This is a genomic window from Pseudomonas sp. UME65, assembly GCF_014170225.1.
Lineage (GTDB): Bacteria > Pseudomonadota > Gammaproteobacteria > Pseudomonadales > Pseudomonadaceae > Aquipseudomonas > Aquipseudomonas protegens.
In genome coordinates, this window is sequence record NZ_LZZQ01000013.1 from 636,077 (window position 1) to 663,033 (window position 26,957).

Below are 26,957 nucleotides of genomic sequence, written 5' to 3' on the forward strand. Positions count from 1 at the left end.
ACTCGTTCAATAGCGAAGAAGCCAGAAGGTGGCCGAATGCTGTGCGCCATTGCCACCGAACTGGGTACCTCTGGCGGTTTTGGTCGCAACTTCGAACTGGCCCTGGGTAGCGCCCGACGGTTTGATCAGGCCACCGCCCAGGCCACCGTTCGTATTGGCCGGATTGCTCATGTCGAACATTCCCGATCCCTGTTGGTTCTTGGTCAGTTTGCCGCTGCCATTTTTGACTTCGAACACGTGGTAGTTGCCGGCTTTGTCCTTGGCGATGATATCTGCCCTGATGCGATAGGACTTCTGGGTGACAGGGTGTTTGACCTTCATGGTCAATTCTTCACCTACCACAGTGAAACCGTTCCTCTCGAGGTCCGCTTTGGCTTTTGTAGTGCCCCTTCTGCCGCTGTAGGCCGATTTGCAGATCCAGCCCAGCGGATCGATCCAACCGATTGGGTTGGGAGCGTACTGATAAAGGTTCAAGCCTCCGGCCAGGCCGATGGGGTCCGGCGTGGTGAAGCGCCCGATATCCGGGTCGTAGAAACGGAACGTGTTGAAGTGCAATCCAGTCTCGCGGTCCAGGTACTGGCCCTGGAACCTGAGATTCTGTTCCTCGATGTAGTAGGGCTCGCGTATTTCTTCGACAGTATTGCCCCAGACCTGATAGCGGGCCTGCCAGACGCTATGGCCGTCAGGCTCGCAAAGCTGTTGAGGCAGGCCATTCAGGTCGTTGTGGTAGTAGCGGATCTTCTGCTGCGCGCCGAGGCCGTCGACCCGCGCCAGGGGCGCATGTCCCAGGTCTTCATAGACATAGAGGCTGGTCTGTTGATTACGCTGTTCCTGCAGCAGCCGCAGGCCATCCCAGACGAATCGCGTTTCACCCAGAAGGTTGCCCTGGCTGTCGTACTCGCTCTTGCTGATGCGGCGACCCAAGACGTCGTAGCGCATCCTGACCAGGGTTTCGCCGCTGGAGGTCTGATTGCGCACTTCGATCAACCGGTGTTCGGCGTCGTAGGCAAAACGTTGCACGCCTCGCCGACCACTGCGTTTTTCAATCATTCGCCCGAAGGCATCATAGCGGTAGCGCTTGTCCTGGTAGGTCAGCAATTTGTTGTGCACCACCAGCCCGGCGCCCGCCTTCGGGCCATCAAGCAAATTGGCGGCGGCGTCATAGGCGAAGGTTTCTTTCTGGCCCTGCAGGCCGTCCTGGCTGGCAATGATTCGCCCGGTCGCGTCGTAATGGAACAGTTGCCGATGTTGCCCGGTGGCATGTCGCTCGGCCAGGCCCACCAGATTATCGCTATCGTCGTACTCCAGGTGTCGCTCCGGGGCTGTTGGCAAGGTGTTTGCCAGCAGGCTGGAATGCTGCAGGCGTGCGCGCAGGCGGCCACAACGGTCGTATTCGCTGCGAGTGCTGATCTGACCCTGGGTACGCAGCATCTCACGGTGCAGGCGGTCACGTTGAAAGTCGCTGACTACCTGGCCATCGAGATTGATCTGGTGCAGATGGCCGCTGCCGTAATAGAGCCGGTTGAGCCAACGCTTGTCCGGTAGCTGGGTCTGAGTCAAATTGCCCAGTTCGTCGTATCGATGGATCAGGCTGCCGGCCACGGTGTGTTCTTCGAGTAATTGGCCCAGGGCGTCGTAGCTGAAACTCAGTGCCTGCTGGTTGCCGAGGTTGTCGGTAAAGCTGGCGGCGGTCAGTTGGTTCAAGGGGTCGTAGGTGTATTGGCTGCGGCCATCGTCTGTGATTTTGGCCAGCAGCCGTCCCACGGCATCGCGCTCGAACCGGTGGATGATCGGCGCGATAGGTTGCACGGGCACGGCGCTCAGCCCGGTGCCATAAGGGGCGGGGTGGGACTGGAGTTCGACGACGTTGTTCAGCAGGTCATAGCCATAGCGTTTGGCACTGCCGTCGAGGTCCTGCTGTTCGCTCAAGCGGTTGCCGGCGTCCCAGGCAAAGCGATAGCTTTCGCCGTTCTCGTTGGTGAGCGCCAGCAGCCGTCCGTACGCGTCATAGTCGAACCGGACCTGTCGGCCGTGAGCGTCGATGCGCTGGCGTATCTGCCCGCGCCGGTTGTACTGGTAGAGCGTGGTGTAGCCGGAAGGGTCGGTGTAGCCCTGTAGCTGACCGTTGCTGCTGCGTTGAAAATGCTCGGCGCGCCCATCGGCCAGTTGACTGCTCAGCAACCGTCCCTGGCAGTCGTAATGGAACCGGGTGTGCTCGCCATGGGCATCGATGATGGCTTTCACGTTGCCGCGTCGATCGTATTCGAAGCGGGTTGGATAGCCCGAGCAGTCCAGGTGTTCAAGCAGTTGCCCGGACGAGTTCCAGCGCATCTTCCGGCTTCTTCCCGCGGCATCGATGATCTCCACCACCTGGCCGTGCGCGTCATGGCGGTACTGGGTCACCTGGCCCAGCGGGTCTACTTCGGCGATACAGTTGCCCCGGGGATCGTAGCGCAGGTGCCAGCTTTCTCCGGCGGGATCGGTCAGGGTCTGTGGCAGCGACCAGTGCTCCAGCCACAAGGTCGAATGGCTGTGCCCCAGAGGATCGGTCTCGGCTATCAGGTTGCCGGTTTCGTCGTAGCTATAGGCATAGCGCCCTCCCAAGGGGTCGGTGGCGCTGAGCAGTTGGCGCTCATCGTTCCACTCGAAGGCCCATGTCTGGTTGAGGTTGTCGGTGTACTCGACGATCTGCAACTGGCTGTTCCAGCGGCGGCGGCTGAGGCGTTGCAGGCTGTCGGTGACCTGGGTGATTCCCGCCTCCAGATCATAGTCGTACTGATAGCTATCGCCTTCGTCGGTCCAGTGACGGGTCACTCGCCACTGCTGGTCGGCAAATTGTGTCCATTGATAGAAGCAGCGCAGCCCGGTGGCCAATTGATGTTCGGTCATCCGGTGGCCGGCGTCATAAGCGAAGCGACGCTGTACCTGGCCTTCGCTATCGCGCACCTGTGCCAGGTCTCCTGCCGCATCGTAGTCGTAGCTGACCAGCACTTCCCGTTGCTGGTCGGGGTACAGCCGTTCGACCTGGGCAATCCGACCGGGCCAGAGCGTGCTGTAGCTCAGTTCGAGCTGCGCCTGTTCAAAGGTGTCACGCAGCAGCCAGAGGCGTCCGGACGAGTCGTACTCCAGGTGCAGACGGTTGTCGTTGCGGTCCCCCAGCTGGCTCAGGCGCAGCCGCGAGGAGTCGCCCGGCAGCGGCTCGAACAGACGGTAGATACCGTCGCTGCTTTCGATCAGCAACTGTCCGTTCTCGTTGCGTCGCACGCTCAAGCCTTCACCGGGGCTGAAGGCTCCTGCACCCAGGGCAATGGAGCCCATGTCGATGCGGCGTCCTTGCTCATCAATGTAGAGCAGGCGCTCGCCCCCTTCGGGGTGGGGCTCGATCTGGACGCTGATCTCGTAAGGCAAGCTCCAGCCGGCCCCGAGCAGGCCGTCACGACGTTCGTCGCGGCTGTTGTAGAAGCGTTGCCATTCGATGGGCATCAGCCCGGGCAGGGTGAAATCCAGATCGTCGTCGGCTCCGAGCACCTTGGCCCCGGTGGCTGCATGCACCGGGTGGGTCGAGGCGACGACGGCCTGGGTCAAAGCATTGGTGGCCTGGCTGACGACAAAGGAATTGACCCCGGCCATCAGCATGCACGGCAGGTTGCTGAGGAACTTGCCCTTGCCGCCCTTGAGCATCATCAGCACGGTCACCGCCAGGCCCACCCCCGGGGTCTTGCCGCTACGGATCTCGCGCACCACCACCGAGCCACCGCCGATGGTCACGTTCGGGGAGATAGGCCCGGCCGACACTACCTTGGCATCGCAGGTGCTGCGGTCGCCGCTGCGTACTGCCGGCTGGCCGTCGATGCTGACCTTTTCCGAGCCTTCAGCCAGATACTGCACCGGCATCGGCGGGTGCTTGGTGCAGGTCACCAGGTCCAGTTCCTTGGTCTGGGAGCCTGGCGCCGGGGAGGCCACGGTGGGCCGCCACATCTGCGAGAAAAACTCCTTGGCCATGTCGAGGAAACCGGGCCCTTCCTCGGGCGTTGCCGACGGGGTGTCGGTGGCCTCGCCTTCTTCGGCGCCGTCGCCGCTGATCTGTGTCGGCGGTGCGATGCCGGCCGCGCGGGCCGCCGGCTTGTTGTTGGTCAGGACCTTTTTCGAGCCGCTGGCGATGGTGGCCTGGATCGAGGGCGGGAACAGGGCGTTGGCGATGCCCTCGCATAAATTGCTCAGGCCCTTGTCGGCTCCGGTCTTGCTCATGACCACGCCGACGACGACGCCCACCACCAGCCCCAGCACACAGGCGCCGAGGCCGCCGGTGGCCACGGTGATGCCTGCCGCCGCGGCTACTGCCATGGTCGCCAGGGCGCCGATGGCAACGTTGGCCGCCACCTCCAGCACGCCGCCGAGAATGTCGGCCATCATCGAGGTGTGTTCCAGCCCGTCGCCCAGGCGGGCGGCCCACAGTGCGTCAGACATGGCCCTGCCTCAGCCCAGCACCAGGGTGTTCTTGATCTGCGCCCAATGGGCGGCTTCCGCGTCGCCGAGCTTCTGTGCCTTGACGTAGCTCATGGCGAGCATCTGTCGGGTGCCGGGCAGCACCAGGGCCAGCTGGAACTGGAACACCTGTTCTTTGCCCTTGTTGAACTGGCTGCGCAGCTCCAGGCCCTGGATGTCCTGGGCCGGGCCCAGCTGCACCGGTTGCGGAGCCTGGCAGCGCAGGTCCTGGACTTGCTGCTCCAGCCGCTGCAGCTGGCTGGCCAGGTTGCTCTCCAGGGTTTCGCCGTCCCCCAGCAGGCTGCGGCTGACGATCAGCGAAGTGCCCAGGGCCGGGAACTTGAGGATATTGATCGAGGCGTCCTGCAGTTCGCCGGCAGGCAGCTGGAACTGCAATTCATTGAGGCGATAGGTCATGACAAGGGCGTCCGTTCATTAGCCTTTGGGGGCGGAAAAGGGGGCTTTGGCCTTGGCGCTGATGGCGCCCTGCACACCCTGGCCCTCGGTGGTGGTGCCCGGGCCGCCGCCGTTGTTCAGGTGCAGCACGCCACCGGTATTGATCTGGGCATCGGCCGAGGCATGCACGCTGATGTTGACCCCGCACAGGTTGATCTGGCCGCTGGCGTTGAGCTCCAGGATGCTGGCCCCGCATACCAGGCGCAGGCGCTCGCCGACCTCGATCACATAGCTCTGGCCGACGCTGTCGAGCTTCTTCTCGCCGACCCGCAGCTCATCCACGTGCTGAACGATGCGCGTGCGCTTGTTGCCGATGGTCACGTACTCGTCGTGGCCGATGCTCTTGTTGCGGTTGTTGCCCACCGAATGGCTTTCGTTGACCTCGACCACGATGTCCTGGTTGCGCTCGGCGTGGATGTACAGCTGCTCCGCGCCCTTTTTGTCTTCCATGCGGATTTCATTGAAGTTGGCCGGGCTGCCGCCCTTGCTCGAACGGCTCTTCATGCCGCTCTGGGTGGCGTTGGCGGGCAGGTCGTAGGGCACGGTCTGTTCGGCGTTGTAGACCCGGCCGGTGATGATCGGGCGATCGGGATCGCCTTCCAGGAAGCTGACGATGACTTCCTGGCCGATGCGCGGGATCTGCATCGAGCCCCAGTTCTTCCCGGCCCAGGCCTGGGACACGCGAATCCAGCACGAGCTGTTTTCGTTGGACTGGTCGTGGCGGTCCCAGTGGAAGTGCACCTTGACCCGGCCGTACTGGTCGGTCCAGATCTCTTCCCCGGCCGGGCCCACCACTCGCGCGGTCTGCGGGCCCTGGACCATGGGCTTGTGGGTGGTGGCCAGGGGGCGGAAGCTCTGCTGGGCGTCGATGCAGGTCAGGTGGCTCTCGAACTGCGCCGAACCGCCGCCAGCGCCGCTCTCCAGGCTTTCCTGGACCAGGTAGTAGCGGATGCTGACGATCAGGTATTCGCGGTTCTGGTCCTGGCGGCTGAAGCCGGTGAGGCTGAACAGGTTGCCCACCCCCAACCCCCGGGCGTTGCCGCTGAGCTCGATGCGCTCATGCAGGCTTTGCAGGGCCTCGATACGGGTCTGGGCATAGTGCTCGCCGTCGCTGCTCTGCACGTAGGTGCCGGGGTAGTCGTAGAGCGGGTAGTCGCCGGCGCTGTGGGGCCGCGGCATGGCCGAGCGCACGTCGATCCGGGCGCTGGGGCGCTGGAAATCATAGTCGTTGAGCTCCAGCGAGCCGGGCTGCACCTCCTGGGCCAGGTGCCAGTCGAACATGTGGTCGCGCTCGCGCTGCTGCTCGTCTCGCGGGTAGTAGGGCACCGAGGCGTAGCCGGGCACGCTGCTGTGAGCGCCATAGGCGTCGGCCAGCACCACCACGTGGCGGTCCTTCTCGTGGCGGAAGAAGTAGTAGATACCTTCCTGTTCCATCAGCCGGCTGACGAAATCGAAGCTGGTCTCGCGGTACTGCACGCAGTACTCCCACTCCCGGTAGGGGCGGCTCAGGGCGTCTTCGAAATCGGAAAAGCCCAGGTCGCGGAACACCTGCTTGATGATCTGCGGGATGCTCAGGTTCTGGAAAATCCGGCAGTCGGAGGTGCGACTCAGCAGCCACAGCCAGGGGCGCAGCGTCACCTCGTAGCTGGCGAACTGGCCGGTGTCGATGTTCTGGCTGCAGCGCGCGACGATGCCGTGGAAGTACCGCTGGCCGCCGCCGTCCAGCTGTACGCTGAGGCCCATGGGCTTGCCCAGCAACTGGTTGAGGTCGATGTTGGCGTCACTGGAGGCCAGTTGCAGCTGGTAGTCGAACAGCCGCCCCAGCTCCTCGCCGCCGCCCAGGCTCTTGAGCAGCAGGACGTCCGGGCCCAGGGGGCAGTTGACCTGTGCCAGTCGTGTGGATTGCTGAAATAACATCGTCAGTCTCGTTGAATGCGTGGTGTGCCAGGTCAGCCCCCTGCAGGAGCGAGCGTGCTCGCGAAGGCGCCAGGTCCATCACCGTGGCGGTCGCTTCGCTGGCAAGCCAGCTCCTGCGCAGGGCGTGGGGTCAGGCCGGCTCGCTGAAGTCGTAGTGCAGTTCGTTGTCGCGCTGGCTGATGCGCACCCCGGCCAGGGCGCGGCCTTCGAGCATGCGGTTGAGGAACTCGCGGCTCATGTCCGGCAGCAGGCTGTTGGTCAGGATGGCGTCGATCATCCGCCCGCCGCTTTCGGTCTCGGTGCAGCGCGAGACGATCAGGTCGATGACCTCGTCGTCGAAATCGAAATCCACCTTGTGGGTGCTTTCCACGCGCTTCTTGATCCGCCCCAGTTGCAGGCGGGTGATGGCCTTGAGCATCTCGTCGCTCAGCGGGTAGTAGGGAATGGTCACCAGGCGCCCCAGCAGTGCCGGCGGGAAGATCTCCAGCAGTGGCTGGCGCAGGGCCTTGGCGATTTCCTCCGGCTCGGGCACCGCCTGCGGGTTCTTGCAGACGTTGGCGATCAGCTCGGTGCCGGCGTTGGTGGTGAGCAGGATCAGGGTGTTCTTGAAGTCGATCATGCGGCCTTCGCCGTCTTCCATGACGCCCTTGTCGAATACCTGGAAGAAGATCTCGTGCACGTCCGGGTGGGCCTTTTCCACTTCGTCCAGCAGCACCACGCTGTAGGGCTTGCGCCGTACCGCTTCGGTGAGCACGCCACCTTCGCCGTAGCCGACATAGCCCGGCGGGGCGCCCTTGAGGGTGGACACGGTATGGGCTTCCTGGAACTCGCTCATGTTGATGGTGATGACGTTCTGCTCACCGCCATACATGGCTTCGGCCAGGGCCAGGGCGGTTTCGGTCTTGCCCACCCCGGAAGTGCCGGCCAGCATGAACACGCCGATCGGCTTGTTGGGGTTGTCGAGGCCGGCGCGGGAGGTCTGGATGCGCTTGGCGATCATCTGCAGGGCGTGGTCCTGGCCGATGATGCGTTTCTTCAGGTGCTGGTCCAGGTTGAGCACGGTTTCCAGCTCGTTGCGGGCCATGCGCCCCACTGGAATGCCGGTCCAGTCGGCGACCACCGAGGCCACGGCCTGGTAGTCCACGGTCGGCAGGATCAGCGGGGTCTCGCCTTGCAGAGTGCTGAGGCGCTGTTGCAGGTCCACCAGTTTTTCCCGCAGGCCGTGGCTGTCGTCGCCGACGTCGCTGTCCACTAGGCCGACGTTTTCCCGCAATTGGGCGCGGGTTGCCAGCAGTTCGTCCACCAGGGTCTTCTCTTGTGCCCAGCGACTTTCCAGCTCGGCCAGGCGCTCGCGCTCGGCAGTCAGGAGGTTCTCGCTGTTGACCTGGCGGTTGCCAATGGCAACGCCGATCGCCTGTTCCCGGGCGATGATCTGCAGCTCGGTTTCCAGGGCCTCGATGCGCCGGCGGCTATCGTCCACCTCGGCCGGCACGGCGTGCAGGCTGATGGCGACGCGGGCGCAAGCGGTATCCAGCAGGCTGACGGATTTGTCCGGCAACTGGCGCGCGGGAATGTAGCGATGGGACAGTTTGACCGAGGCCTCCAGGGCTTCGTCGAGGATCTGCACCTGATGGTGCTGTTCCATGGTCGAGGCCACGCCGCGCATCATCAGCAGCGCCTTGTCTTCCGAAGGTTCGGCTACTTGCACCACCTGGAAGCGCCGGGTCAGGGCCGGGTCTTTCTCGATGTGCTTCTTGTACTCGGCCCAGGTGGTGGCGGCCACGGTGCGCAGGGTACCACGGGCCAGGGCCGGCTTGAGCAGGTTGGCCGCGTCGCCGGTGCCGGCGGCGCCACCGGCGCCCACCAGGGTGTGGGCTTCGTCGATGAACAGGATGATCGGCTTGGGCGAGGCCTGGACGTCCTCGATGACCTGGCGCAGGCGCTGTTCGAACTCGCCCTTCATGCTGGCGCCGGCCTGCAGCAGGCCGACGTCGAGGCTGCGCAGTTCAACGTCCTTGAGCGCCGGCGGCACGTCGCCGGCGACGATGCGTAGGGCGAAACCTTCCACCACCGCGGTCTTGCCCACCCCGGCTTCACCGGTGAGGATCGGGTTGTTCTGCCGGCGGCGCATGAGGATGTCCACCAGTTGGCGGATCTCTTCGTCACGGCCGACGATGGGGTCGAGCTTGCCGCTGCGGGCCTGTTCGGTGAGGTCGACGGTGAAGCGCTTGAGGGCTTCCTGCTTGCCCAGGGCGCTGGGGGCCATGGCGCCGCTGGCTTCGCCGGGCACCGCACCGGCACTGAAGCCGTCGCTGGCGCTCAGGGCGTTTTCCGGCGAGTCGCCGATGTATTCGTCAAAGCGCTCGCACAGGGTCTCGACCTTGATCTTGTCGAACTCGCGGGACAGCCCCAGCAATGCATGGCGCAGGCTCGGGGTCTTGAGGATGCCGATCACCAGGTAGCCGGTGCGCACCTGGCTTTCGCCGAACATCAGGCTGCCGTAGACCCAACCGCGCTCCACCGCCTCCTCGACGTGGGACGACAGGTCGGTGATCGAGGTCGAGCCCCGGGGCAGGCGGTCCAGGGCCTCGGTCAGGTCCTTGGCCAGGCGCGCCGGCTCCAGGTTGAACTGGCGGATGATGCGGTGCAGGTCCGAGTCCGTCAGTTGCAGCAACTGGTGAAACCAGTGGGCCAGTTCCACATAGGGGTTGCCCCGCAATTTGCAGAAGACCGTGGCGGCTTCGATGGCTTTGTAGGCAACGCTGTTGAGTTTGCCGAACAGCGCCGCGCGACTGATTTCACCCATGCTCTGTGCTCCTTGGTGTACGTGAGGTAGTGGCCAGGTCGGCGTAGTGCCGGGCCAGTATTAGATCCTTGGCATCGCTGCCGGGTTGGCCGAGCCAGGTGTTGAAACCCAGGCGCTGGCGGCCGTTGAGTTGCAGCTTGGGCACTTCGTCCTTGAGCAGGACCAGGTTCAGGTCCCAGTCCAGCTCGAAGCCCAGGTATTCGGCGGCCCAGGCCACCAGTTCCTGGAATTGCTGGCCGTCGGGCAGCATCCCCAGGTAGTCGTCCAGTTTCATCGGGCCGAGGCGGATGCGGAACTTGTGCTGGCGGTCCCAGACGTGGCTGCCCAGGCAGAAATCCACCCCCAGTTGATGGGATTGCACCCCGACCCGGCTGCGTTCGGGCAACTCCAGCCACTGGCCGACATATTCCTCGATCTGCACCGGCAGGCCGAAATACTCGCTGATGATCGCCCGCAAGCCGTCCGGGTAGCGGGTCTGAGCCGCCAGGTGGCCGCTGTAGTGCAGCTTGGCGGTGTCGGCTATCAGACCCTGCTTGAGCAGGCTGGGCATGCCCCGGCCCGACAGCGCCGCCAGCCGCGCCGACCAGTAGTCGTCGTCCGGGCGATCGTGGCTCACCGTCGGCCGGGCTTCGGCCCAGGCCCGATAGAACAGGCTCAGCAGGCGGTGGTGGAACACATCGAGAAAGCGCTTGCTGGTGCTGTCGGCGTTGTTGCGCTGGCGCTCGCGCACGTATTCGGTGATGTGCAGCGGCAGCGGCCCGTTGGGCCCGCCGAGGCCGAAGAAGAACTGCTCCAGGCGGGTCGCGGCGCCGTCGCTGCCGGGGGTGACCGAGGCCAGGGTGGCCGGGGCGAAGCTGCAGTCTGCCTGCTGTCCCAGGCGCAGCGGATCGTCCGCCAGGCGCACGGAGTGACCGAAGCGCGGCAGTTGCGGCGACAGGCATTCGATACGCCGCAGGGCCTGGAAGAAGTCGTACTCCCAGGGCTCGGCGTGCATCGCCGTCAGCGTATTCAAAGAGTCGGACGACGTCCGGGCTTGGCTTTCCATCGCATGATCTCGCCGCGTTCGGTGGTACGGATCACCGTCTCGGTAAAACTGTTGATCGACACATAACGTGCCAGGAAGCGCTCGAATACCGCGCCGAGCAGAAACACCCCGGTGCCGCGGAACGCGTTTTCATCGAACTCCAGGGTGATCTCCAGGCCCCGGCCGAAGACGATCGGCCCGGGCATCGGCAGGCGCCGGGTCACCGCCTTGCTGCTGACTTCCCGCAGGCCCTCGATCTGCAACTGCAGGGCCGCGTCGTTGCTGTCGCCGTACAACCGCAGCAGTTCGCGCAGGGCCGCCGCGCCCTGGCCCTGTTCGCTCAGGGACAGGTAGTTCAGCGATAGCTGGCTGATCAGGCGCCAGGCCTTGCCGTCGTGGGCATGGCTGGGGCGCGGCCGGCTCGGGCCCGCCAGGCAGCGGATGGCCTGTACCGGGGCGCTGTCGGCCAGGGTGAAGTCGGTCTTGCCGTTGCCGGTGTTCATGAACAGTGGCAGGTCGCGGTTGGTGCACAGCGCGCTGACCCCGAGCTGGCGCAGGTCGTGGCGATAGGGCGCCTGCTGGCTGTCCACCAGGCTGACGAAGGATTCGCTGCCGATGTAGGTGGAGCGCGGGCCGTTGCGACGCTGGTCGCTGGACAGCACCCGCGGCTCGCGCCGGACGATGTAGTAGGACTGGTCGCGGCCGTAGCGGGATGGATCGCGCACGGCGTAGAACGGCAGGAACGGCTGTTCCGGGCCGGTGCCGTGGCCGCTGATGGCGGTCAGCGAGTGGACCTCGAAATCCATCGGTCGGGTGCGGTCGGCGATCACATGGTGCTCGTTGACCCGGTCGGACAGGTGGATACGGTCCAGGCGCTTGGGAAACAGGTTGATCGCCGGGGTGCAGAAGGGCACGAACTGAGCGGTGCCGACGCTGCCTTCCAGGCTCTGGTCGAAGCGCTCGAAGAGCACGATCAGCTCCAGCTCCTGGCCGGCGCAGCGCTGGACCGCGCGCCCCAGCTGGGCGAATTCGACGAACAGGAAGCGGTTGGGCAGGGCGAAGTATTCCTGCAGCAGGCGGTAGCCCTGGAAGGCCTGGGGCACCACCGGCAGCGCCGCGTCGCGGTCGTCGAAACCGCGCGAGCGCAGGGCGTCCGGGGGCAGGCGCTCGACCCAGTCGCCGCCCGGGGCCCGGGCGAACACCGCGCAGACGTTGCCCAGCAGTTGTTCGTAGAGGCGGAACGGCTGTTCGTCATTGCCGTTCAGGTACAGCGGCAACTCGTCCAGGGCCAGGCTGTTGAACGGCAGTTCGGCGCCGGTGCGCAGGGTCAGGCGCAGCCCGGCCTTGGCCCTGGGCTCGCTGGCGGCCAGGCGCCCGAGCACTGCCGACGGGTTGCCGAAGTATTCGGCCTGGGCCACTTGCAGTGGCCACAGGGTCACCGAGTGCGCGGTGCGGTATTCGCAGCAGGTCTGGGTATCGCGGCCCAGGGCGGCGCGCAGGCTGGTGTCGCGTTCCAGGGTGAAGCCGCTGCTCAGGGAACCTTCGTCGGGATCGGCCTGCAACTGCACCACGGTCATCGACGGGGTCGGTGCCAGGTAGTGCGGGTAGGCGATCTCCAGCAGGTTGTGGGTGAAGGTCGGGTACTCGGCATCGAGCTTCAACTGCACCCGGGCCGTTAGATAGGCAAAGCCTTCCAGCAGGCGCTCGACATAGGGGTCGGCGCAGTCCATGCCCGACAGGGTCAGGCGGCTGGCGATCTTCGGGAATTCCTTGGCGAACTCCGCGGCGCTTTCGCGCACGTGGTGCAGTTCCTGGTTGTACAGCTCCAGCAGGCGCGGGTTCATGAGCGCCTCCGGGAGTCGGCGTGCACCACTCGTACGTGGCCCGATTCCAGGTCCATGTCGGTTTGCAGCAGCAGGCGCAGGGGCATCGGCTGGGCCCAGAGGTCGCCTTCGATCTCGAAGCTCAGGGCGTTGTGGTTCATTTCCCCGGGCGCGGTGCGTGCGCGTACCCGCAGGGTGCTGCGCAGGATGCGCGGCTCAAAGGTGGCGATGGCCTGGTGGATCAGCGCCTCCAGGGCCGGGATATCGATGCTCGAAGCGCTGTACCCGGCCAGGGCCGGCAGGCCGTAGTTGACCACCGAAGTACCGGCGGGGGTGTGCAGGGTGGCGTCGGCTTCCAGCAGGGAAGTGGTGTTGAGCAGCCAGGCCAGGTCGCGCAGTACCGAGGCCTTGAGCTGGCTCAGGGACAGCACGCGTTTGTCCGGGCTTTCTTTGAGGTTGCCGGGTTCATCGTCGGTCAGACGATCCAGCAGGGAGGGTTGCAAGCGATCGCGGGCGGCGATGTCGGTTACCAAGGGGTTCGCTCCAGGATCGGATTGCGCAGGCATGACGTCACGAAAAGGGGCATAACCAAAGACTCACGAGGACGCGGTCCTGGCCAACCGTCCCCGCGTTGCGCCAGGCGCAACGCGAGGGCCGGGCCGGTCGCCGCCACGGGGCGGCGACCGAAGCGGATCAGCGCTTGGTGTTGGAGCGGATGTTCCAGCCGTACTTGATCGGGCCGCCGTCCTTGGTGCCGTCGGCTTTCTGCGGCTGGTACTCGACCATCACCTGAGCGAAGTTCAGGGTGATGTTTTCGGTCAGGCGGTCATCGCTGCCCGAACCGCCGGTGCTCAGCGAAGTGATCAGCACTTCTTCCAGGTCGATGATCATGTACTCGACCTGGCTTTCGCCGCCGGCCTTGCGCACGGTCAGGCGCACCTTGTCGATGTGCTTGCCGCTGGAGCAATGCATCATCAGGTTCGGCGATGCCTTGTCCACGTACTTGGTCAGCGACAGGTCCTGGATGTTCACCTTGCCCGCGCCGCCGCCACCGCCAACGTGCATGTTGCCGGACTGGGACATGCCCCAGCTCCAGTTCAACACGTCGATTTCGTCCTTGTGGGCTTTGTCCATGGACTCGCCCTTGATGTCACCGATCTTGATGAAAATATCAACAGCCATGTTTTCTCCCTGTGTGGCACTTGCCACGATGTTGATTCAGCTTCTGTCGCCGCTGCGCGAGGCCCTGGGGACCTCGCGCGGCCTGTGGCTGCGGCCGCAGGTTTGAGTCGGTTATGGGTTAGGCGCCCTTGGCGGACGGCAGTTTGGATACCAGGCGCAACGACACGGTCAGCCCTTCGAGCTGGTAGTGCGGGCGCAGGAAGAACTTCGAGTTGTAGTAGCCGGGGTTGCCTTCGACTTCCTCGACCACCACTTCCGCCGCGGCCAGTGGGTGCTGGGCCTTGGTGGTTTCGGTGGAGTGCGCCGGATCACCGTCGACGTAGTTGAGGATCCAGTCCTGCAACCAGCGCTGCATCTCGTCCTTCTCTTTGAAGGAGCCGATCTTGTCGCGCACGATGCACTTCAAGTAGTGAGCGAAGCGGCAAGTGGCGAACAGGTACGGCAGGCGCGCGGCCAGGTTGGCGTTGGCGGTGGCGTCCGGGTCGTCGTATTCGGCCGGCTTCTGCAGCGACTGGGCGCCGATGAAGGCGGCGAAGTCGGTGTTCTTCTTGTGCAGCAGTGGCATGAAGCCGTTCTTCGCCAGTTCCGCTTCACGACGGTCGGAGATGGCGATCTCGGTCGGGCACTTCATGTCCACGCCACCGTCGTCGGTGGGGAAGGTGTGGGCCGGGAGGTTTTCCACCTCGCCGCCGGACTCCACGCCGCGGATCCGCGAGCACCAGCCGAAATGCTTGAACGAACGGTTGATGTTCACGGCCATGGCGTAGGCGGCGTTGGCCCAGGTGTACTTGGAGCTGTCGGCGCCGTCGGTGTTTTCCTCGAAGGCGAAGGCTTCCACCGGGTCGGTCTTGGCACCGTATGGCAGGCGCGCCAGGAAGCGCGGCATGGTCAGGCCGATGTAGCGCGAGTCTTCCGATTCACGCAGCGAGCGCCAGCCGGCGTATTCCGGGGTGGTGAAGATCTTGGTCAGGTCGCGCGGGTTCGACAGTTCCTGCCACGAGCCCATGCCCATCACGGTCGGCGAAGCCGCGGCGATGAACGGCGAGTGCATGGCGGCGCAAACCTTGGACAGCTCGCCCAGCAGCTCGACATCCGGTGGCGACTGGTCGAAGTAGTAGTCGCCCACCAGGCAGCCGTAAGGCTCGCCGCCGAACTGGCCGTATTCCTCTTCGTACATCTTCTTGAAGAGCGGGCTCTGGTCCCAGGCCGTGCCCTTGAATTTCTTCAGGGTCTTGTGCAGCTCCGGCTTGGAGATGTTGAGCACGCGGATCTTGAGCTGCTCGTCGGTCTCGGTGTTGTTCACCAGGTAGTGCAGGCCGCGCCAGGCGCTTTCCAGCTTCTGGAATTCCGGGTGATGGATCACCTGGTTGACCTGGGCGGTGAGCTTGGCGTCGATGGCGGCGATGATCGACTCGATCGACTTGATGGCGTCGTTGGACACCAGGTCGGTCTGCGCCAGGGCCTGTTCGGCCAGGGTCCGCACCGCGGTTTCCACGGCTTCGCGAGCACGCTCGGTCTTGGGCTTGAATTCCTGCAGCAGCAGCGATGCGAATTCGCTGGCCTGCTCGGTGGCGCCGGGTTGCGCCTGATTGTCACGCATCAATTCGGTCATGATCGTTGGTCCTGATTTACGCGTTCGGCTCGGAGTCAGCAGGCTTTGGCGCACTGGCCAGGGCCTGGAGCAACGCCGGATCCTTGATGGCTTTCATGATGATTTCTTCGGCGCCGGTCTTGCCGTCCATGTAGGTCAGCAGGTTGGCCAGCTGGGTGCGGGCTTCCAGCAACTGGTTCAACGAATCGACCTTGCGCGCCACGGCCGCCGGGCTGAAGTCGTCCATGCTCTCGAAGGTGATGTCCAGGCTCAGGTTGCCTTCGCCGGTCAGTTCGTTGGGCACGTGGAAGGCCACCCGAGGCTGCATGGCCTTGAGGCGCGAGTCGAAGTTATCGACGTCGATTTCCAGGAACTTGCGATCGGCCACGGCCGCCAGGGGCTCCACGGGCTTGCCGGCGAGGTCGGCCATCACGCCCATGACGAAGGGCAGCTGGACCTTTTTCTCGGCGCCGTAGAGTTCGACGTCGTACTCGATCTGCACCCGGGGCGCGCGGTTGCGCGCGATGAACTTTTGAGAACTTTGCTTCGCCACGTTGTGCTCCTGGTCGCTGCTGCGACGGTGTTGGCGTCGGTCGGTGGTTGCCGCTGACGATACTGCTCGGTTGTTCCGGGGTTAGTCGGATTCAGGGCCGCGCAGGTTTTCAAATTGGGACATGCCGTCGGGAATCAGATTGCGCACGATGGCCGCGAAGTCGGCGTTGACCAGGTTCTTGGCCCGGTTGAGCAGCACCGGCAACGGGCTCGAAGGCTCGTGGCGGCTGTAGTAGGCCAGCAGCCGGTCAAGGCTGCGCAGCACGTCTTCGCGGCTGCTGATCTCGCCGGAAATCCGTACCGGGGCTGGCGCTGCGGGCGCACCGGGCTCTTCGGTGGACGGCCCATCGGCGTGTTCCTCGACCGCGTTCTGCGCGCCTTGCGGGGCGTGCTGGCCCAGCACCTGCAGCGCCAGGCGCAGGGGTTGCTTGAGGGCCGTGAGGTCTACACCGCTGGCCGAGCCTACTTGTTCGCTGACCTGTTTCTCGATGCTTTCGGCCGCCGAGCGGGCTGCGTTCAAGGCGCTGCGAATCGCATCCAGGTGCTCGGGGTCGCTGTCTTGCAGGGCGCCGGCCAGGTGGTCGGAGCCCAGGCTCTCGCCGGAAAAGTGCTGCAGGCCGGCGGCGTTCAGCGCGGCTCGCAGGCTCACCGGGCCGAAGGTCCGGGAACGGGTCAGGATGGCTTCGCGGAGCAGGCCGATGGTGGTGTCGGACGCCAGGCCGGCCAGGGCGTTGATACGCACCGTGGGGTCGTTGTCGTCGTCGGCGTCCAGGCGCGGATGCAGGTCCGCCCAGTAATCCCGGAGCAGGCCGTCGATCAGTTCGAGGCTGGTGGCCAGGCCCGGCAGGCCTTCGAGGGCCAGGGTGCTCTGCAGGAGGAAGTGGGTGATGCGCAGGTCTTTGCTGCGCGCCAGCAGGTCCAGGCTCTGTTGCTGGATGCTGCGCCAGTCCGGCGGCTCGGCCGGCAGGATCGAGTCGCCCATGCTGCGCTCGGGCTGGCCCTGTGCGGCCCGCTCCAAGTGCAAGAAATCCGCGTCATATTCCAGGTCTTCGCCACAAGGCGAAGTTGCTGAAACCGCGGCGAGCAACATCGGTACATCCACCTGGTTTGATCTCCCTATCAGCCTGCAGGACAGTCAGGCAATTAATGCACTAGTTTGTTTGTGAACTCGCGCACATTTCTTGGTTTATATGGACTCGTTGATACTAGTGAGCCATCATCCGTGTTCAAGAAGTTGTGCATTTTTGGTGTAGTAGTTGTGCCTTGTCAAGGTAAGCTATTCGCCCCGCATGACAGTGTTATGTCGCCTTATAGCTCCTTGACCGGCGAGTCAGATCGGGGCGGTACGAAAAGCTTTTGTCATGCGTGTAGTTTAAGTTAAGCGATCATGCTGTGAACGGCGCTGTTTAAAGGATTTTTTGCGGACTTTTCATTTTTTCACGGAACTTTTTTCCCTTCGCCGGTTCGCACGCGGAAGTACAGCAAGGAGGCGCGATGTCGCTGTGTTTGACTATCACTAGTTATCACAAGATTACCCCTGGTCAATGCCCTGAAAAACTAATGGACCAGGGAATGATGGCAATTGGCCGCAGTTCCGATAATGACTGGGTACTTCCTGATCCCGAACGCTTAGTTTCCGCGCGGCACTGTGTCATCCAATACAAGGATGGCCGTTATTATTTGACCGATAACAGTACTAATGGTGTGGAGTTAGTCCGTGCCGGTATTCGTATGCGCCGGGGTAGCAGCGAGCCTCTGGAAGATGGCGAGGTTATTCGCATTGGCGATTATGAAATCAGTGCGCGCATCGATTTCAGTCTGAACCGCCCGGGGGCTGAACCCTTTTCCGGGGACAGCTCCAATAGTTTCGAGGCGCTGATGGGGCGTCAGGCGGCTTCGCCGACCCCCATCGAACCGATTTCCATGGCCCCGGTGGCGCACTTCCAGGGTGCCTCGGCCCAGGACACCTTTCCCGATCTGTTCGACTTTCTCGCCCCCAGCGCGACCCCGCCGGCCACCCAGCCGGACCACGTGCCGGCCGAGCAGCACGATTTTCGCCCGCCGACCCCCACCGCGGTGCCCCAGCCCGTGGCACCGCCTGAGCCATCGGCGCCCCAGGGCGGGGCGATGATTCCGGAGGACTGGGACCTGTTCGGCTCGACGCCCGCAAGCCCTGCGCCAGTGCCCAGTGCGCCGCCCGTGGTTGCCCCGCCGGTGGTTGCTGCCGCGCCGATTGCCCACCAGGCCTCGTTCGCGGCAGAACCCGCGCAGCCGCAGCCGCAGCCGCAGCCGCAGCCGCAGCCGATCGCCCAGGCGCCCGTGGCACCGGTGGTTTCCGAAGTGGAGCTGGCTCCTGTTGTCACGCCCGCGCCGGCCCCGGTCGCCCCCCAGGGGGATCTGCTCCAGGCCTTCCTGCGCGGGGCCGGGCTCGATCAACTGCGTATCGAGCCGCAGCAGGCCCAGGCCCAGATGGAAAGCCTGGGTCGCAGCTACCGGTTGATGGTCGAGGGCCTGATCGATGTGTTGCGTGCCCGCAGCAGCCTCAAGGGCGAGTTCCGCATGCAGCAGACGATGATCCGCCCGGTGGAAAACAACCCGCTGAAGTTCGCCCCCAATGTGGACGAGGCGATGCTCCTGCTGCTGCGTCACAGCAACCAGGCATTCATGGCTCCGGATCAGGCCGTGCAGGACAGTTTCGATGACCTGCGGGCGCACCAGCTGGCGGTCATGGCCGGTGTGGAAGCGGCCATCAAGCACCTGCTGGGGCGCTTCGAGCCCACTGAACTGGAAGCTCGCATGGCTCGCCCCGGCGGCCTGGGCAACCTGTTCAGCGGCTCGCGCCAGGCGCAGAACTGGCAGCAGTTCACTGCACTCTACAAACAGATTTCCCAAGAGGCCCAGGACGATTTCCAGGACCTCTTCGGTCGTGAGTTCAGCCGCGCCTATGAAGAACACACCCACCGGCTGCGCCGTTCCTGAGCGCGCCTGGAACACCCGAAAAACACGGATACACGGACAGCTGATACGTCATTGAGGACGCAGGATGATTCAACGATTGCTGACATTGGTTGCCATGCTGGTACTGGCGGCCTGTGCCAAGGACACACCACCTCCCGGCGAACCGGCCAAGGAAGCGCCCGGCGCCACGACTGTGGAGCTGCATTTCCAGGCGGTCAGCGGGCTCAACCCCGGGCCTGATGGCCAGAGCACGCCGGTGCGGGTACGGATCTTCGAGCTGAAGAATCCGGCCACCTTCATGCGCGCCGACTACTTCGCCCTGGCGGAGCGGGCGCCGGCTACCCTCGGCCCGGACCTGATCGACCAGGATGAAGTGCTGGTCAAGCCCGGCGACCAGTTCACCCTCAAGCGCACCCTGGACCCGGCCACCCGTCAGGTCGGCCTGCTGGTGGGCTATCGCGAAGTGGACCAGGCCCTGTGGCGGGTCGGGGTCAACACCGCGCAGCGCCTGAGCAACCAATATCAGATCGTCCTCGACGTCCGCGCGGTCAGCGCCGAGCTCGTGGCATCCCCATCCAGCCCTGCCCAATAGGCAATCGGAGCAACCATGTCCTGGAACAATCGCGTGGTCTGGTCGGAAGGCATGTTCATTGGAACCCAGCACTTCCAGCAGCATGACCGTTACCTGGAAAACCTCATCGACGCCCGCAGCCGCCCGCTGTCGACGGGAGCCTGGGGGTTCTCCGAGCTGCGTATCGATCAGGGCCTGCTGGCCCAGGGCAAGCTGGCCATCGTCAGCGCCCGTGGCCTGCTGCCCGACGGCACGCCGTTCAACATTCCCCATGACGACCTGGCGCCCAGCCCGCTGTGCATCGACGACAACCTGCGTGACGGCCTGGTGTACCTGGCGCTGCCCCTCAAGCGCGCCGGCGCCCGGGACACCGTGGACGAAGGCGAAGAGCTGGGCGGTGCCCGCTACCTGAGCCAGGTGCGCGAGGTGCGTGACGACAACGCACCGTTCGAGAACCGCGCGCCGGTGGCCGTGGGCTCTCGTGCCCTGCGTCTGCTCACCGCCCAGGACGGCCTCAGCGACTACGCCGCCATTGGCGTGGTGCGGGTCAAGGAGAAACGCGCCGACCGTGCTCTGGTGCTGGACGACAGCTACATTCCGCCGGTGCTGGACGTGGCCGCGTCCAAGCCGTTGAGCGCCTTTCGCAGCGAACTGCTGGGCCTGCTGCACCAGCGCGGCGAGGCCCTGGCCGGGCGCGTGGTGGCATCGGGCGCTGGGGGCGCTTCGGAAATCGCCGACTTCATGCTCCTGCAACTGGTGAACCGCGCCCAGCCCCTGGTCAACCACCTGAGCCAGATCAGCCCGCTGCACCCCGAGCGCCTGTTCAGCGAGCTGGTGAGCCTGGCCGGCGAGTTCTCGACCTTCACCCACAGCGCCCGGCGCCCTGAGCAATACCCGCAGTACCAGCACGATGAGCTGGCCATGAGTTTCGCCCCGGTGATGCAGGCCCTGCGTGAAGCGCTGTCGATGCTGATCGACAGCAAGGCAACGCCGATCCCCATCGTCGAGAAAGCCTACGGCGTACACGTGGCGATGCTGGCCGACCGCACCCTGCTGGAGAACGCCAGCTTCATCCTGGTGGTGCGTGCCGACGTGCCGGGCGAAACCCTGCGCGGGCGCTTCGCCCAGCAGAGCAAGGTGGGTTCGGTGGAGCACATCCGCGACCTGGTCAACCTGCAGCTGCCGGGCATCGGCCTGCTGCCGCTGCCGGTGGCGCCGCGGCAACTGCCGTACCACGCAGGCTCGACCTACTACGAGCTGGACCGTGGCAGCGAGCACTGGAAACAACTGGTTCACTCCGGCGGCTTCGCGTTCCACGTCGCGGGAGAATTCCCGGGCTTGAACCTGGCCTTCTGGGCCATTCGAGGATAAGTCGCGATGCATCCTTTCGACGATTCGCCAGGGCAGCCGTCCCCGCCCAACGACCGTACCCAATTCATGCCGCGCCCCGGTGGCCGTGCTCCCGAGCCCGGGCGCCCAGCTGCTGCGCCCGCGCCGTCGCTGGCCATGCCGGCGGCGCCGCTGCCGGCCGGCCAGGCCCGTGGCCTGAACCCCCTGGAAAGCGCCGCGGGCCCACTGCTGGCCTTGCTCACAAGGCTGCGCAGCACCCTGGCGCACCCGGCGCCGGCCAGCCTGCGGGCGCAACTGCTGGCCTACCTGCGCCAGTTCGAGGAGCGCGCGGAAGCCGCCGGCGTGCCGCGCAACGACGTGCTGCTGGCGCGCTATGCGCTCTGTACTGCCCTGGATGAAGCCGTGCTGAGCACGCCCTGGGGCAGCACCAGCGACTGGGGCAAGCAGAGCCTGCTGATCACCGTGCACAACGAGGCCTGGGGCGGCGAGAAGGTCTTCCAGCTGCTGGAGCACTGCCTGCAAAGCCCGCGCGAGCGCCTGTACCTGCTGGAGCTGTTGTACCTGTGCATGTGCCTGGGTTTCGAAGGCCGCTACCGGGTGATGATCGATGGTCGCAGCCAGCTCGAGGCCCTGCGCGAGCGCACCGCGGCCACCATCCGCAGCGCCCGTGGCGAGCACGAGCGCGAGCTGTCGCCACACTGGCGCGGGGTCAGCGTGGCTCGTGACCGGCTGGCCCAGTTCATGCCGCCCTGGGTCGGCATCGCCATCGGCGTGGCCTTGCTCCTGGCGCTGCTGTTCGGCCTGCGCCTGAAACTGGCGGCGGACGCCGAGCCGGTGTTCAAGAACATCCATGCCCTGGGCGAGATCCCGGTGCAGACCCTGGACCGCCCGGTGATCCAGCCGAAGATTGTCGAGCGTCCGCGCCTGGCGGGCTTCCTCGCCGAGGACATCAAGGCCGGGCGGGTGGCGGTGGAAGATGCCGTCGACCGTTCGGTGGTGACCATCCGTGGCGACGAGCTGTTCGCCTCGGCCAGCGCCAGCATCCTCGACGACTACCAGCCGCTGATGCTGCGCATCGCCGACGCCGTGCGCAAGGTCAAGGGCCAGGTACGGATCACCGGCCACAGCGACAACCGACCGATCGCCACCTTGCGCTTCCCGTCCAACTGGAAGCTGTCCCAGGCGCGCGCCGAATCGGTGTTGCAGATCCTCGCGGCGAAGACCGGGCAGCCGGAGCGCTTCAGCGCCGAAGGCCGCAGCGACACCGAGCCACTGGCAACCAATGCCACCGCCGAAGGGCGGGCACGTAATCGTCGGGTAGAAATCAGCGTATTGGCGGAGGGGGTCGAGTGAAGGCGTTTTTCAGTTTTGTGATTCGCTGGGTGATCCCGCTGCTGGGGCTGATCGCCCTGAGCCTGATCATCTGGTTCATTGGCCCGTTGCTGGAGTTCCTGGTACCGGAAGGCCGGCGTTGGGCGCTGATCATTTTCATCTTCGCGCTATGGATCGGCTACCGGGTGTTTTGCATCATCCAGGCCCGTCGGAATGCGGCCAAGGTCTTGCAGAGCCTGGCCGCCGACACCCCGCCGGACCCGGACAGCGTGGCCACTGCCGAGGAACTGGCCGCCCTGCGCCAGCGCATGGACGAAGCCCTGGCGCTGCTGAAGAAGGCCAAGCTCGGCGGTGACGAGCGACGCAATCTCTACGAGCTGCCGTGGTACGTGATCATCGGTCCGCCGGGTTCCGGCAAGACCACCGCACTGGTCAATTCCGGCCTGCATTTCCCCCTGGCCGCCCAGTTGGGCGCCGGTGCCGTACGCGGCGTGGGCGGCACCCGCAACTGCGACTGGTGGTTCACCGACCAGGCCGTGCTGCTCGATACCGCCGGCCGCTACACCACTCAGGACAGCCATGCCACGGTGGACAAGGCAGCCTGGCTGGGCTTTCTCGACCTGCTGAAGACCCAGCGCTCGCGGCGGCCGATCGATGGCGCCTTCGTTGCCATCAGCCTCTCCGACCTGCTGCTCGGCAGCGAAGCGGAGCGCGCTGCCCACGCCGCAGCGATCCGCCTGCGGATCCAGGAGCTGTACACCCAGTTGGGAGTGCGCTTCCCGATCTACCTGATGCTCACCAAGCTCGATCTGGTGCCGGGTTTCATGGAGTTCTTCGACTCCCTGAGCAAGGAAGAGCGAGCCCAGGTCTGGGGCATGACCTTCGCCCTGGACGACGGCAAGAGCGGTGACAGCCCCCTGGCCCACCTGCCGGCGGAACTGGCGGCCCTGGAGCAGCGGCTCAACGAGCGCCTGGTGGAACGCCTGCAGCAGGAACGCGACCCGGCGCGGCGCGACCTGATCTACGGCTTTCCGCAGCAGTTCGCAGCGCTCAAGGAATCCTTGCAGAGCTTCCTGGAAGGGGTGTTCAAGCCCAATGCCTTCGAAGAGCGGGTACTGCTGCGCGGGGTGTACTTCACCAGCGGCACCCAGGAAGGCAGCCCGATCGACCGCCTGATCGGCGCCATGGCCCAGAGCATGAACCTGGACCGCCAGCACCTGGCGCGGCAGACCGGCACCGGGCGCAGCTACTTCATCGAGAAGCTGTTCAGTGCCGTGGCCTTTGCCGAGCGCGGACTGGTGGGGGTCAACCCCAAGGTCGAGCGCCGGCGCAAATGGATCGCCCGTGGCGCCCTGGCTGGCACCGTAGCCCTGGTGCTGGTGGTCAGCACCTTGTGGATCATCAGCTACAGGGCCAACCAGGCCTACATTGCCCAGGTCGACCAGCGCGTCGGCCCGGTGCGCCAGGACGTGCAGAACCTCAGCCCGGCCCAGCGCGATGTGCTGGCGGTGCTGCCGCTGCTCAACGCCACCCGCCACCTGGCCGGCGACGCCCCGGGCTGGGCCGAAGGCCTGGGCCTGTACCAGGGCGACATGCTCGAAGCCGAGTCCGCCAGCGTCTATCGCAAGCTGTTGGTGGCGGTGTTCGCCCCACGGCTGATGACCCGCATCGAAGAGCAACTGCACAGCGGCGGCAACTCGGACTTCCTCTACGAGGGGCTCAAGGCCTACCTGATGCTGGCGGACAGCGAGCACTACGACCCGGACTTCATCAAGGCCTGGATCACCCTGGACTGGGATCACACCCTGGCCCGCGACCTGCCGCCCGAGCAACGCCAGGCCCTGACCGGGCACCTGCAGGCGCTGTTCGAGAAGCATCCGCCCAACGCACGCCTGGACCAGCGCCTGATCGACGACCTGCGCCGCCAGCTGCAGCAGCTGCCGGTGGCCCAGCGGGTGTATGACCGGGTCAAGCGCGCCAAGCTGCCGGACGGCGTGCCGGACTTTCGCCTCAGCGAGGCCGGTGGCCGTGACGCCGCGCTGGTGTTCACCCGCAAGAGCGGCAAGCCGTTGAGCGAGCCCCTGAGCGGGCTGTTTACCGCCAAGGGCTACCGCCAGGGCTTCCTCCTGGCCAGCCTCAACCAGGCAGGCACCCTGGCGGAAGAACAGTGGGTGCTGGGTCGCGATCAGGCCGACCAGCAGAACGTCGCCAGCCTTGCCGCCGACGTGCGCCGCCTGTACTTCCAGGATTACCTGCGCCAGTGGGACGCCTTGCTGGCGGACATCGACTTCGTGCCGATCACCAGCGTGGCCCAGGCCGCCGACGTGCTGCGGATTCTGTCCGGGCCCACTTCGCCGCTGAAGAAACTGTTGGTGGCCGTGGCCAAGGAAACCGACCTGCAACAGGAAGAACGCCTGCTGGCGGCCCAGGGCCAGAAGGTCGAGGGCGGTGTGGACCAGCTCAAGCAACGCCTGGGTACCCTGCTGGGCCAGGAACAGTCGGCCAACCCGGCTGCCGTGGCCAGCAGCGAAGACCCGGTGAGCGCGCACTTCGCCGAACTCAACAGCCTGGTGAGCAAGGGCGAGGGCGAGCCGGCGGCCATCGACGGCCTGCTGGCGGACATGAACGCCCTGTACGTGCAGGTCAGCGCCATGGTCGGGGCCAGCGGCGACGCGCTGCTGGGCGAGGCCAAGAACCAGGCCAGCGCCGCTGCGGCGCGGGTCAGCCTGACCGCCGAGCGCCAGCCTCCGGTGGTCCAGGGGCTGGTCAAGTCGGTGGTGGGCTCCACCACCAACACCATGATGGGCGGGGTGCGCAACCAGCTGAACGCGGCCTGGGTCAGCGAAGTGGTGAACGTCTATCGCCAGTCCCTGAGCGGCCGTTACCCGATGTCGCCGGGCAGCTCCCGGGACGCGACCCTGGAAGACTTCGGCCAGTTCTTCGGCACCGGCGGGGTGATGGACAACTACTTCCGCAAGTACCTGCAGCCCTACGTCAACACCTCGACCACCACCTGGAGCTGGCAGCCAGGCGCGGCGCAGAAGCTGGGGATTTCCCCTGGCGTGCTGCAGACCTTCCAGCGCGCTTCGAACATTCGCGACGCCTTCTTCCGCTCCAGTGGCGGTACCCAGCCGGCCGTGCGTTTCGAACTCAAGCCGGTGGCGATGGACGCCAATATCAGCCAGTTCCTCCTCGACCTGGACGGCCAGCAACTGAGCTACGACCACGGCCCGAGCCGGCCGGTGGCCATGCAATGGCCCAACCCGGGGAGCATCGGCGTGGTGCGCCTGTCGATCATGCCGCCTTCGGCCACCGGGCGTTCCGGGATCACCCTGGATGGCCCCTGGGCCTGGTTCCGCCTGCTGGAGCAGTCGGACCTGACCGCCACCAATTCGCCGGACCGCTTCAACCTGCGGCTACGGGTGGACGGTGCGAGCATTTCCTACGAGCTGCGGGCCAGCAGCGCCTTCAACCCGTTCAAGAGCCGGGTGCTCAGTGGCTTCAGCCTGCCGGAGCGGCTATGACGGCGCCGGGCCTGTACGGCAAGTTGGCCAGCCGCGGCGATTTTATCAGCCGTGGCCTGCCGCAGAGTTTCATCGGCCCCTGGGACAGTTGGCTGGCGGCGGGGCTGCTGGCCAGCCAGAACGCCCTGGGTGAGCAGTGGCTGAACGCCTACCTGATCAGCCCGTTGTGGCGCTTCGCCCTGGCCCCCGGGGTCTGCGGGCCCCAGGCGGCGGTCGGGGTGGTGATGCCGAGCATCGACCGGGTGGGGCGCTATTTCCCCCTGACCGTGGCTGCGCTGCTGGAGCCCGAGGCTGACCTGGCTTCGTTGGTCGGCGGCCCGGAGCAGTGGTTCGAACAGGTGGAAGAGTTGTTGCTGGCGACCCTGGAAGAGGGCGCCAGTTTCGAAGCCCTGGAAGAGGGCTTGCAGGCCCTGGGCGCGCCAAGCCCGGCCAGCCGGATCGAAGGCAGCCACTACGCCGGCCTGCAGCGGTTTTACGTCAGCGATCCACAGGCCCGGGGCGCGGTACTCGCGGCCCAGGCCTGCGCGGGATCGAGTGCCTGGTGGGGGCGCGGTTCGCAGTACATCAGCCCAATGCTGTTGCGCTGCCAGGGCCTGCCGCCGGCCAGTGAATTTGCGCAATTTTTGCTCGGACAAGAGGGTGCCGTCTAAATGCGTTCAGCGCCGCAACTGTCCTACCAGTCCGCCAGCTACAGCCATGTCGGCATGGTGCGGAAAATCAATGAAGACGCCTGGCTCGAAGCCCCGGAGACCGGCCTGTGGCTGGTGGCCGACGGTATGGGCGGGCACGCCGCCGGGGACTATGTCAGCAGCCTGATCGTCGACAGCCTGCGGGCGGTTCCGGCCGCCGACAGCCTGGACGACTATGTCGCCGCGCTGCGCAACGGCCTGGCCGCGGTCAACGCCGCGGTGCGCGAGGAAACCGCCAACCGTGGGGTGACCATGATGGGCAGCACTGTGGTGCTGCTGGCGGTACGCGGGGCCCGGGCCGTGTGCCTGTGGGCCGGCGACAGCCGCCTGTACCGGTTGCGGGACGAACAGCTGGAAGGTATTTCCCGGGACCACAGCTACGTCCAGGACCTGCAGGACAGCGGCCTGCTCAGCGAGGCCGAGGCGCGGGTGCACCCGCGGGCCAACATCGTGACCCGGGCGATTGGCGTCGAGGCCCAGCTGGAGCTGTCCCAGATTGACCTGCAGGTGCAGGACGGCGACACCTTCCTGCTGTGCAGCGACGGCCTGAACAAGACCGCCGAGGACTTTGAGCTGCGTGACGTGCTCAGCCACAGCGAGCCCAATGACGTGGTGCGCAGCCTGATCCACCTGGGCCTGACCCGGGGCGCTCCGGACAACATCACCGCCATCGTGATCAAGGCCGCAGGACACTGAC

18 protein-coding genes are annotated in these 26,957 nt (G+C 65.4%); 7 read left to right on the plus strand and 11 right to left on the minus strand.

What is annotated here, in order from left to right:
- Positions 1-6: 6 nt before the first annotated feature.
- The 11 genes from A9971_RS17780 to tssA all read right to left on the minus strand — a co-directional run bounded on the left by A9971_RS17780 (position 7) and on the right by tssA (position 16,938).
- Complete coding sequence (locus A9971_RS17780) at positions 7-4,467, minus strand: RHS repeat-associated core domain-containing protein (protein WP_183001243.1); 4,461 nt, start codon at positions 4,465-4,467, stop codon at positions 7-9.
- 9 nt (positions 4,468-4,476) lie between these two features.
- Entirely contained in the window at positions 4,477-4,902 is a 426-nt protein-coding gene (locus tag A9971_RS17785) for a DcrB-related protein (RefSeq protein WP_011064263.1), read from the minus strand.
- 18 nt (positions 4,903-4,920) lie between these two features.
- The gene (locus tag A9971_RS17790) at positions 4,921-6,858 is read right to left on the minus strand and encodes a type VI secretion system Vgr family protein (protein ID WP_011064262.1); all 1,938 of its coding nucleotides are present in this window, start codon (positions 6,856-6,858) and stop codon (positions 4,921-4,923) included.
- 130 nt (positions 6,859-6,988) lie between these two features.
- On the minus strand, positions 6,989-9,664 hold the full coding sequence (gene tssH, locus A9971_RS17795) for a type VI secretion system ATPase TssH (RefSeq protein WP_011064261.1): 2,676 nt from the start codon (positions 9,662-9,664) through the stop codon (positions 6,989-6,991).
- The gene (gene tssG, locus A9971_RS17800) at positions 9,657-10,709 is read right to left on the minus strand and encodes a type VI secretion system baseplate subunit TssG (protein ID WP_011064260.1); all 1,053 of its coding nucleotides are present in this window, start codon (positions 10,707-10,709) and stop codon (positions 9,657-9,659) included. The genes tssH and tssG overlap by 8 nt, the downstream gene beginning before the upstream one ends.
- Positions 10,673-12,532 carry a type VI secretion system baseplate subunit TssF gene (gene tssF, locus A9971_RS17805; protein ID WP_011064259.1) on the minus strand — a complete coding sequence of 620 codons (1,860 nt, stop codon included), beginning with the start codon at positions 12,530-12,532 and terminating at the stop codon, positions 10,673-10,675. Before tssF ends, tssG begins: the two co-directional genes overlap by 37 nt.
- Complete coding sequence (tssE, locus tag A9971_RS17810; protein ID WP_011064258.1) at positions 12,529-13,044, minus strand: type VI secretion system baseplate subunit TssE; 516 nt, start codon at positions 13,042-13,044, stop codon at positions 12,529-12,531. Before tssE ends, tssF begins: the two co-directional genes overlap by 4 nt.
- Before the next feature lie 160 nt (positions 13,045-13,204).
- Positions 13,205-13,693, minus strand: a complete 489-nt coding sequence (locus A9971_RS17815; RefSeq protein ID WP_011064257.1) for a type VI secretion system tube protein Hcp — start codon at positions 13,691-13,693, stop codon at positions 13,205-13,207.
- Positions 13,694-13,811: 118 nt separating this feature from the next.
- On the minus strand, positions 13,812-15,305 hold the full coding sequence (tssC, locus tag A9971_RS17820; protein ID WP_011064256.1) for a type VI secretion system contractile sheath large subunit: 1,494 nt from the start codon (positions 15,303-15,305) through the stop codon (positions 13,812-13,814).
- A 16-nt stretch (positions 15,306-15,321) separates the two neighbouring features.
- Complete coding sequence (gene tssB / locus A9971_RS17825) at positions 15,322-15,837, minus strand: type VI secretion system contractile sheath small subunit (protein WP_011064255.1); 516 nt, start codon at positions 15,835-15,837, stop codon at positions 15,322-15,324.
- An 81-nt stretch (positions 15,838-15,918) separates the two neighbouring features.
- A complete protein-coding gene (tssA, locus tag A9971_RS17830; protein ID WP_041752688.1) occupies positions 15,919-16,938 on the minus strand; it encodes a type VI secretion system protein TssA in 1,020 nt (339 codons plus the stop codon).
- Positions 16,939-17,330: 392 nt separating this feature from the next.
- Between tssA and tagH the strand changes: the two genes are divergently transcribed.
- The 7 genes from tagH (at position 17,331) to A9971_RS17865 (ending at position 26,956) form a co-directional block, all read left to right on the plus strand.
- Complete coding sequence (tagH, locus tag A9971_RS17835) at positions 17,331-18,815, plus strand: type VI secretion system-associated FHA domain protein TagH (protein ID WP_183001241.1); 1,485 nt, start codon at positions 17,331-17,333, stop codon at positions 18,813-18,815.
- A 64-nt stretch (positions 18,816-18,879) separates the two neighbouring features.
- A complete protein-coding gene (gene tssJ / locus A9971_RS17840; protein WP_011064252.1) occupies positions 18,880-19,386 on the plus strand; it encodes a type VI secretion system lipoprotein TssJ in 507 nt (168 codons plus the stop codon).
- 15 nt (positions 19,387-19,401) lie between these two features.
- Positions 19,402-20,736, plus strand: a complete 1,335-nt coding sequence (gene tssK / locus A9971_RS17845) for a type VI secretion system baseplate subunit TssK (protein WP_011064251.1) — start codon at positions 19,402-19,404, stop codon at positions 20,734-20,736.
- A gap of 6 nt (positions 20,737-20,742) precedes the next feature.
- Positions 20,743-22,068: a DotU family type VI secretion system protein gene (locus tag A9971_RS17850; RefSeq protein WP_015637481.1), complete on the plus strand. Its 1,326-nt coding sequence runs from the start codon at positions 20,743-20,745 to the stop codon at positions 22,066-22,068.
- Complete coding sequence (gene tssM, locus A9971_RS17855) at positions 22,065-25,571, plus strand: type VI secretion system membrane subunit TssM (protein ID WP_053160448.1); 3,507 nt, start codon at positions 22,065-22,067, stop codon at positions 25,569-25,571. The genes A9971_RS17850 and tssM overlap by 4 nt, the downstream gene beginning before the upstream one ends.
- Complete coding sequence (gene tagF, locus A9971_RS17860) at positions 25,568-26,221, plus strand: type VI secretion system-associated protein TagF (RefSeq protein ID WP_183001239.1); 654 nt, start codon at positions 25,568-25,570, stop codon at positions 26,219-26,221. The genes tssM and tagF overlap by 4 nt, the downstream gene beginning before the upstream one ends.
- Complete coding sequence (locus A9971_RS17865) at positions 26,222-26,956, plus strand: PP2C family serine/threonine-protein phosphatase (protein ID WP_011064247.1); 735 nt, start codon at positions 26,222-26,224, stop codon at positions 26,954-26,956.
- Position 26,957 lies beyond the last annotated feature (1 nt).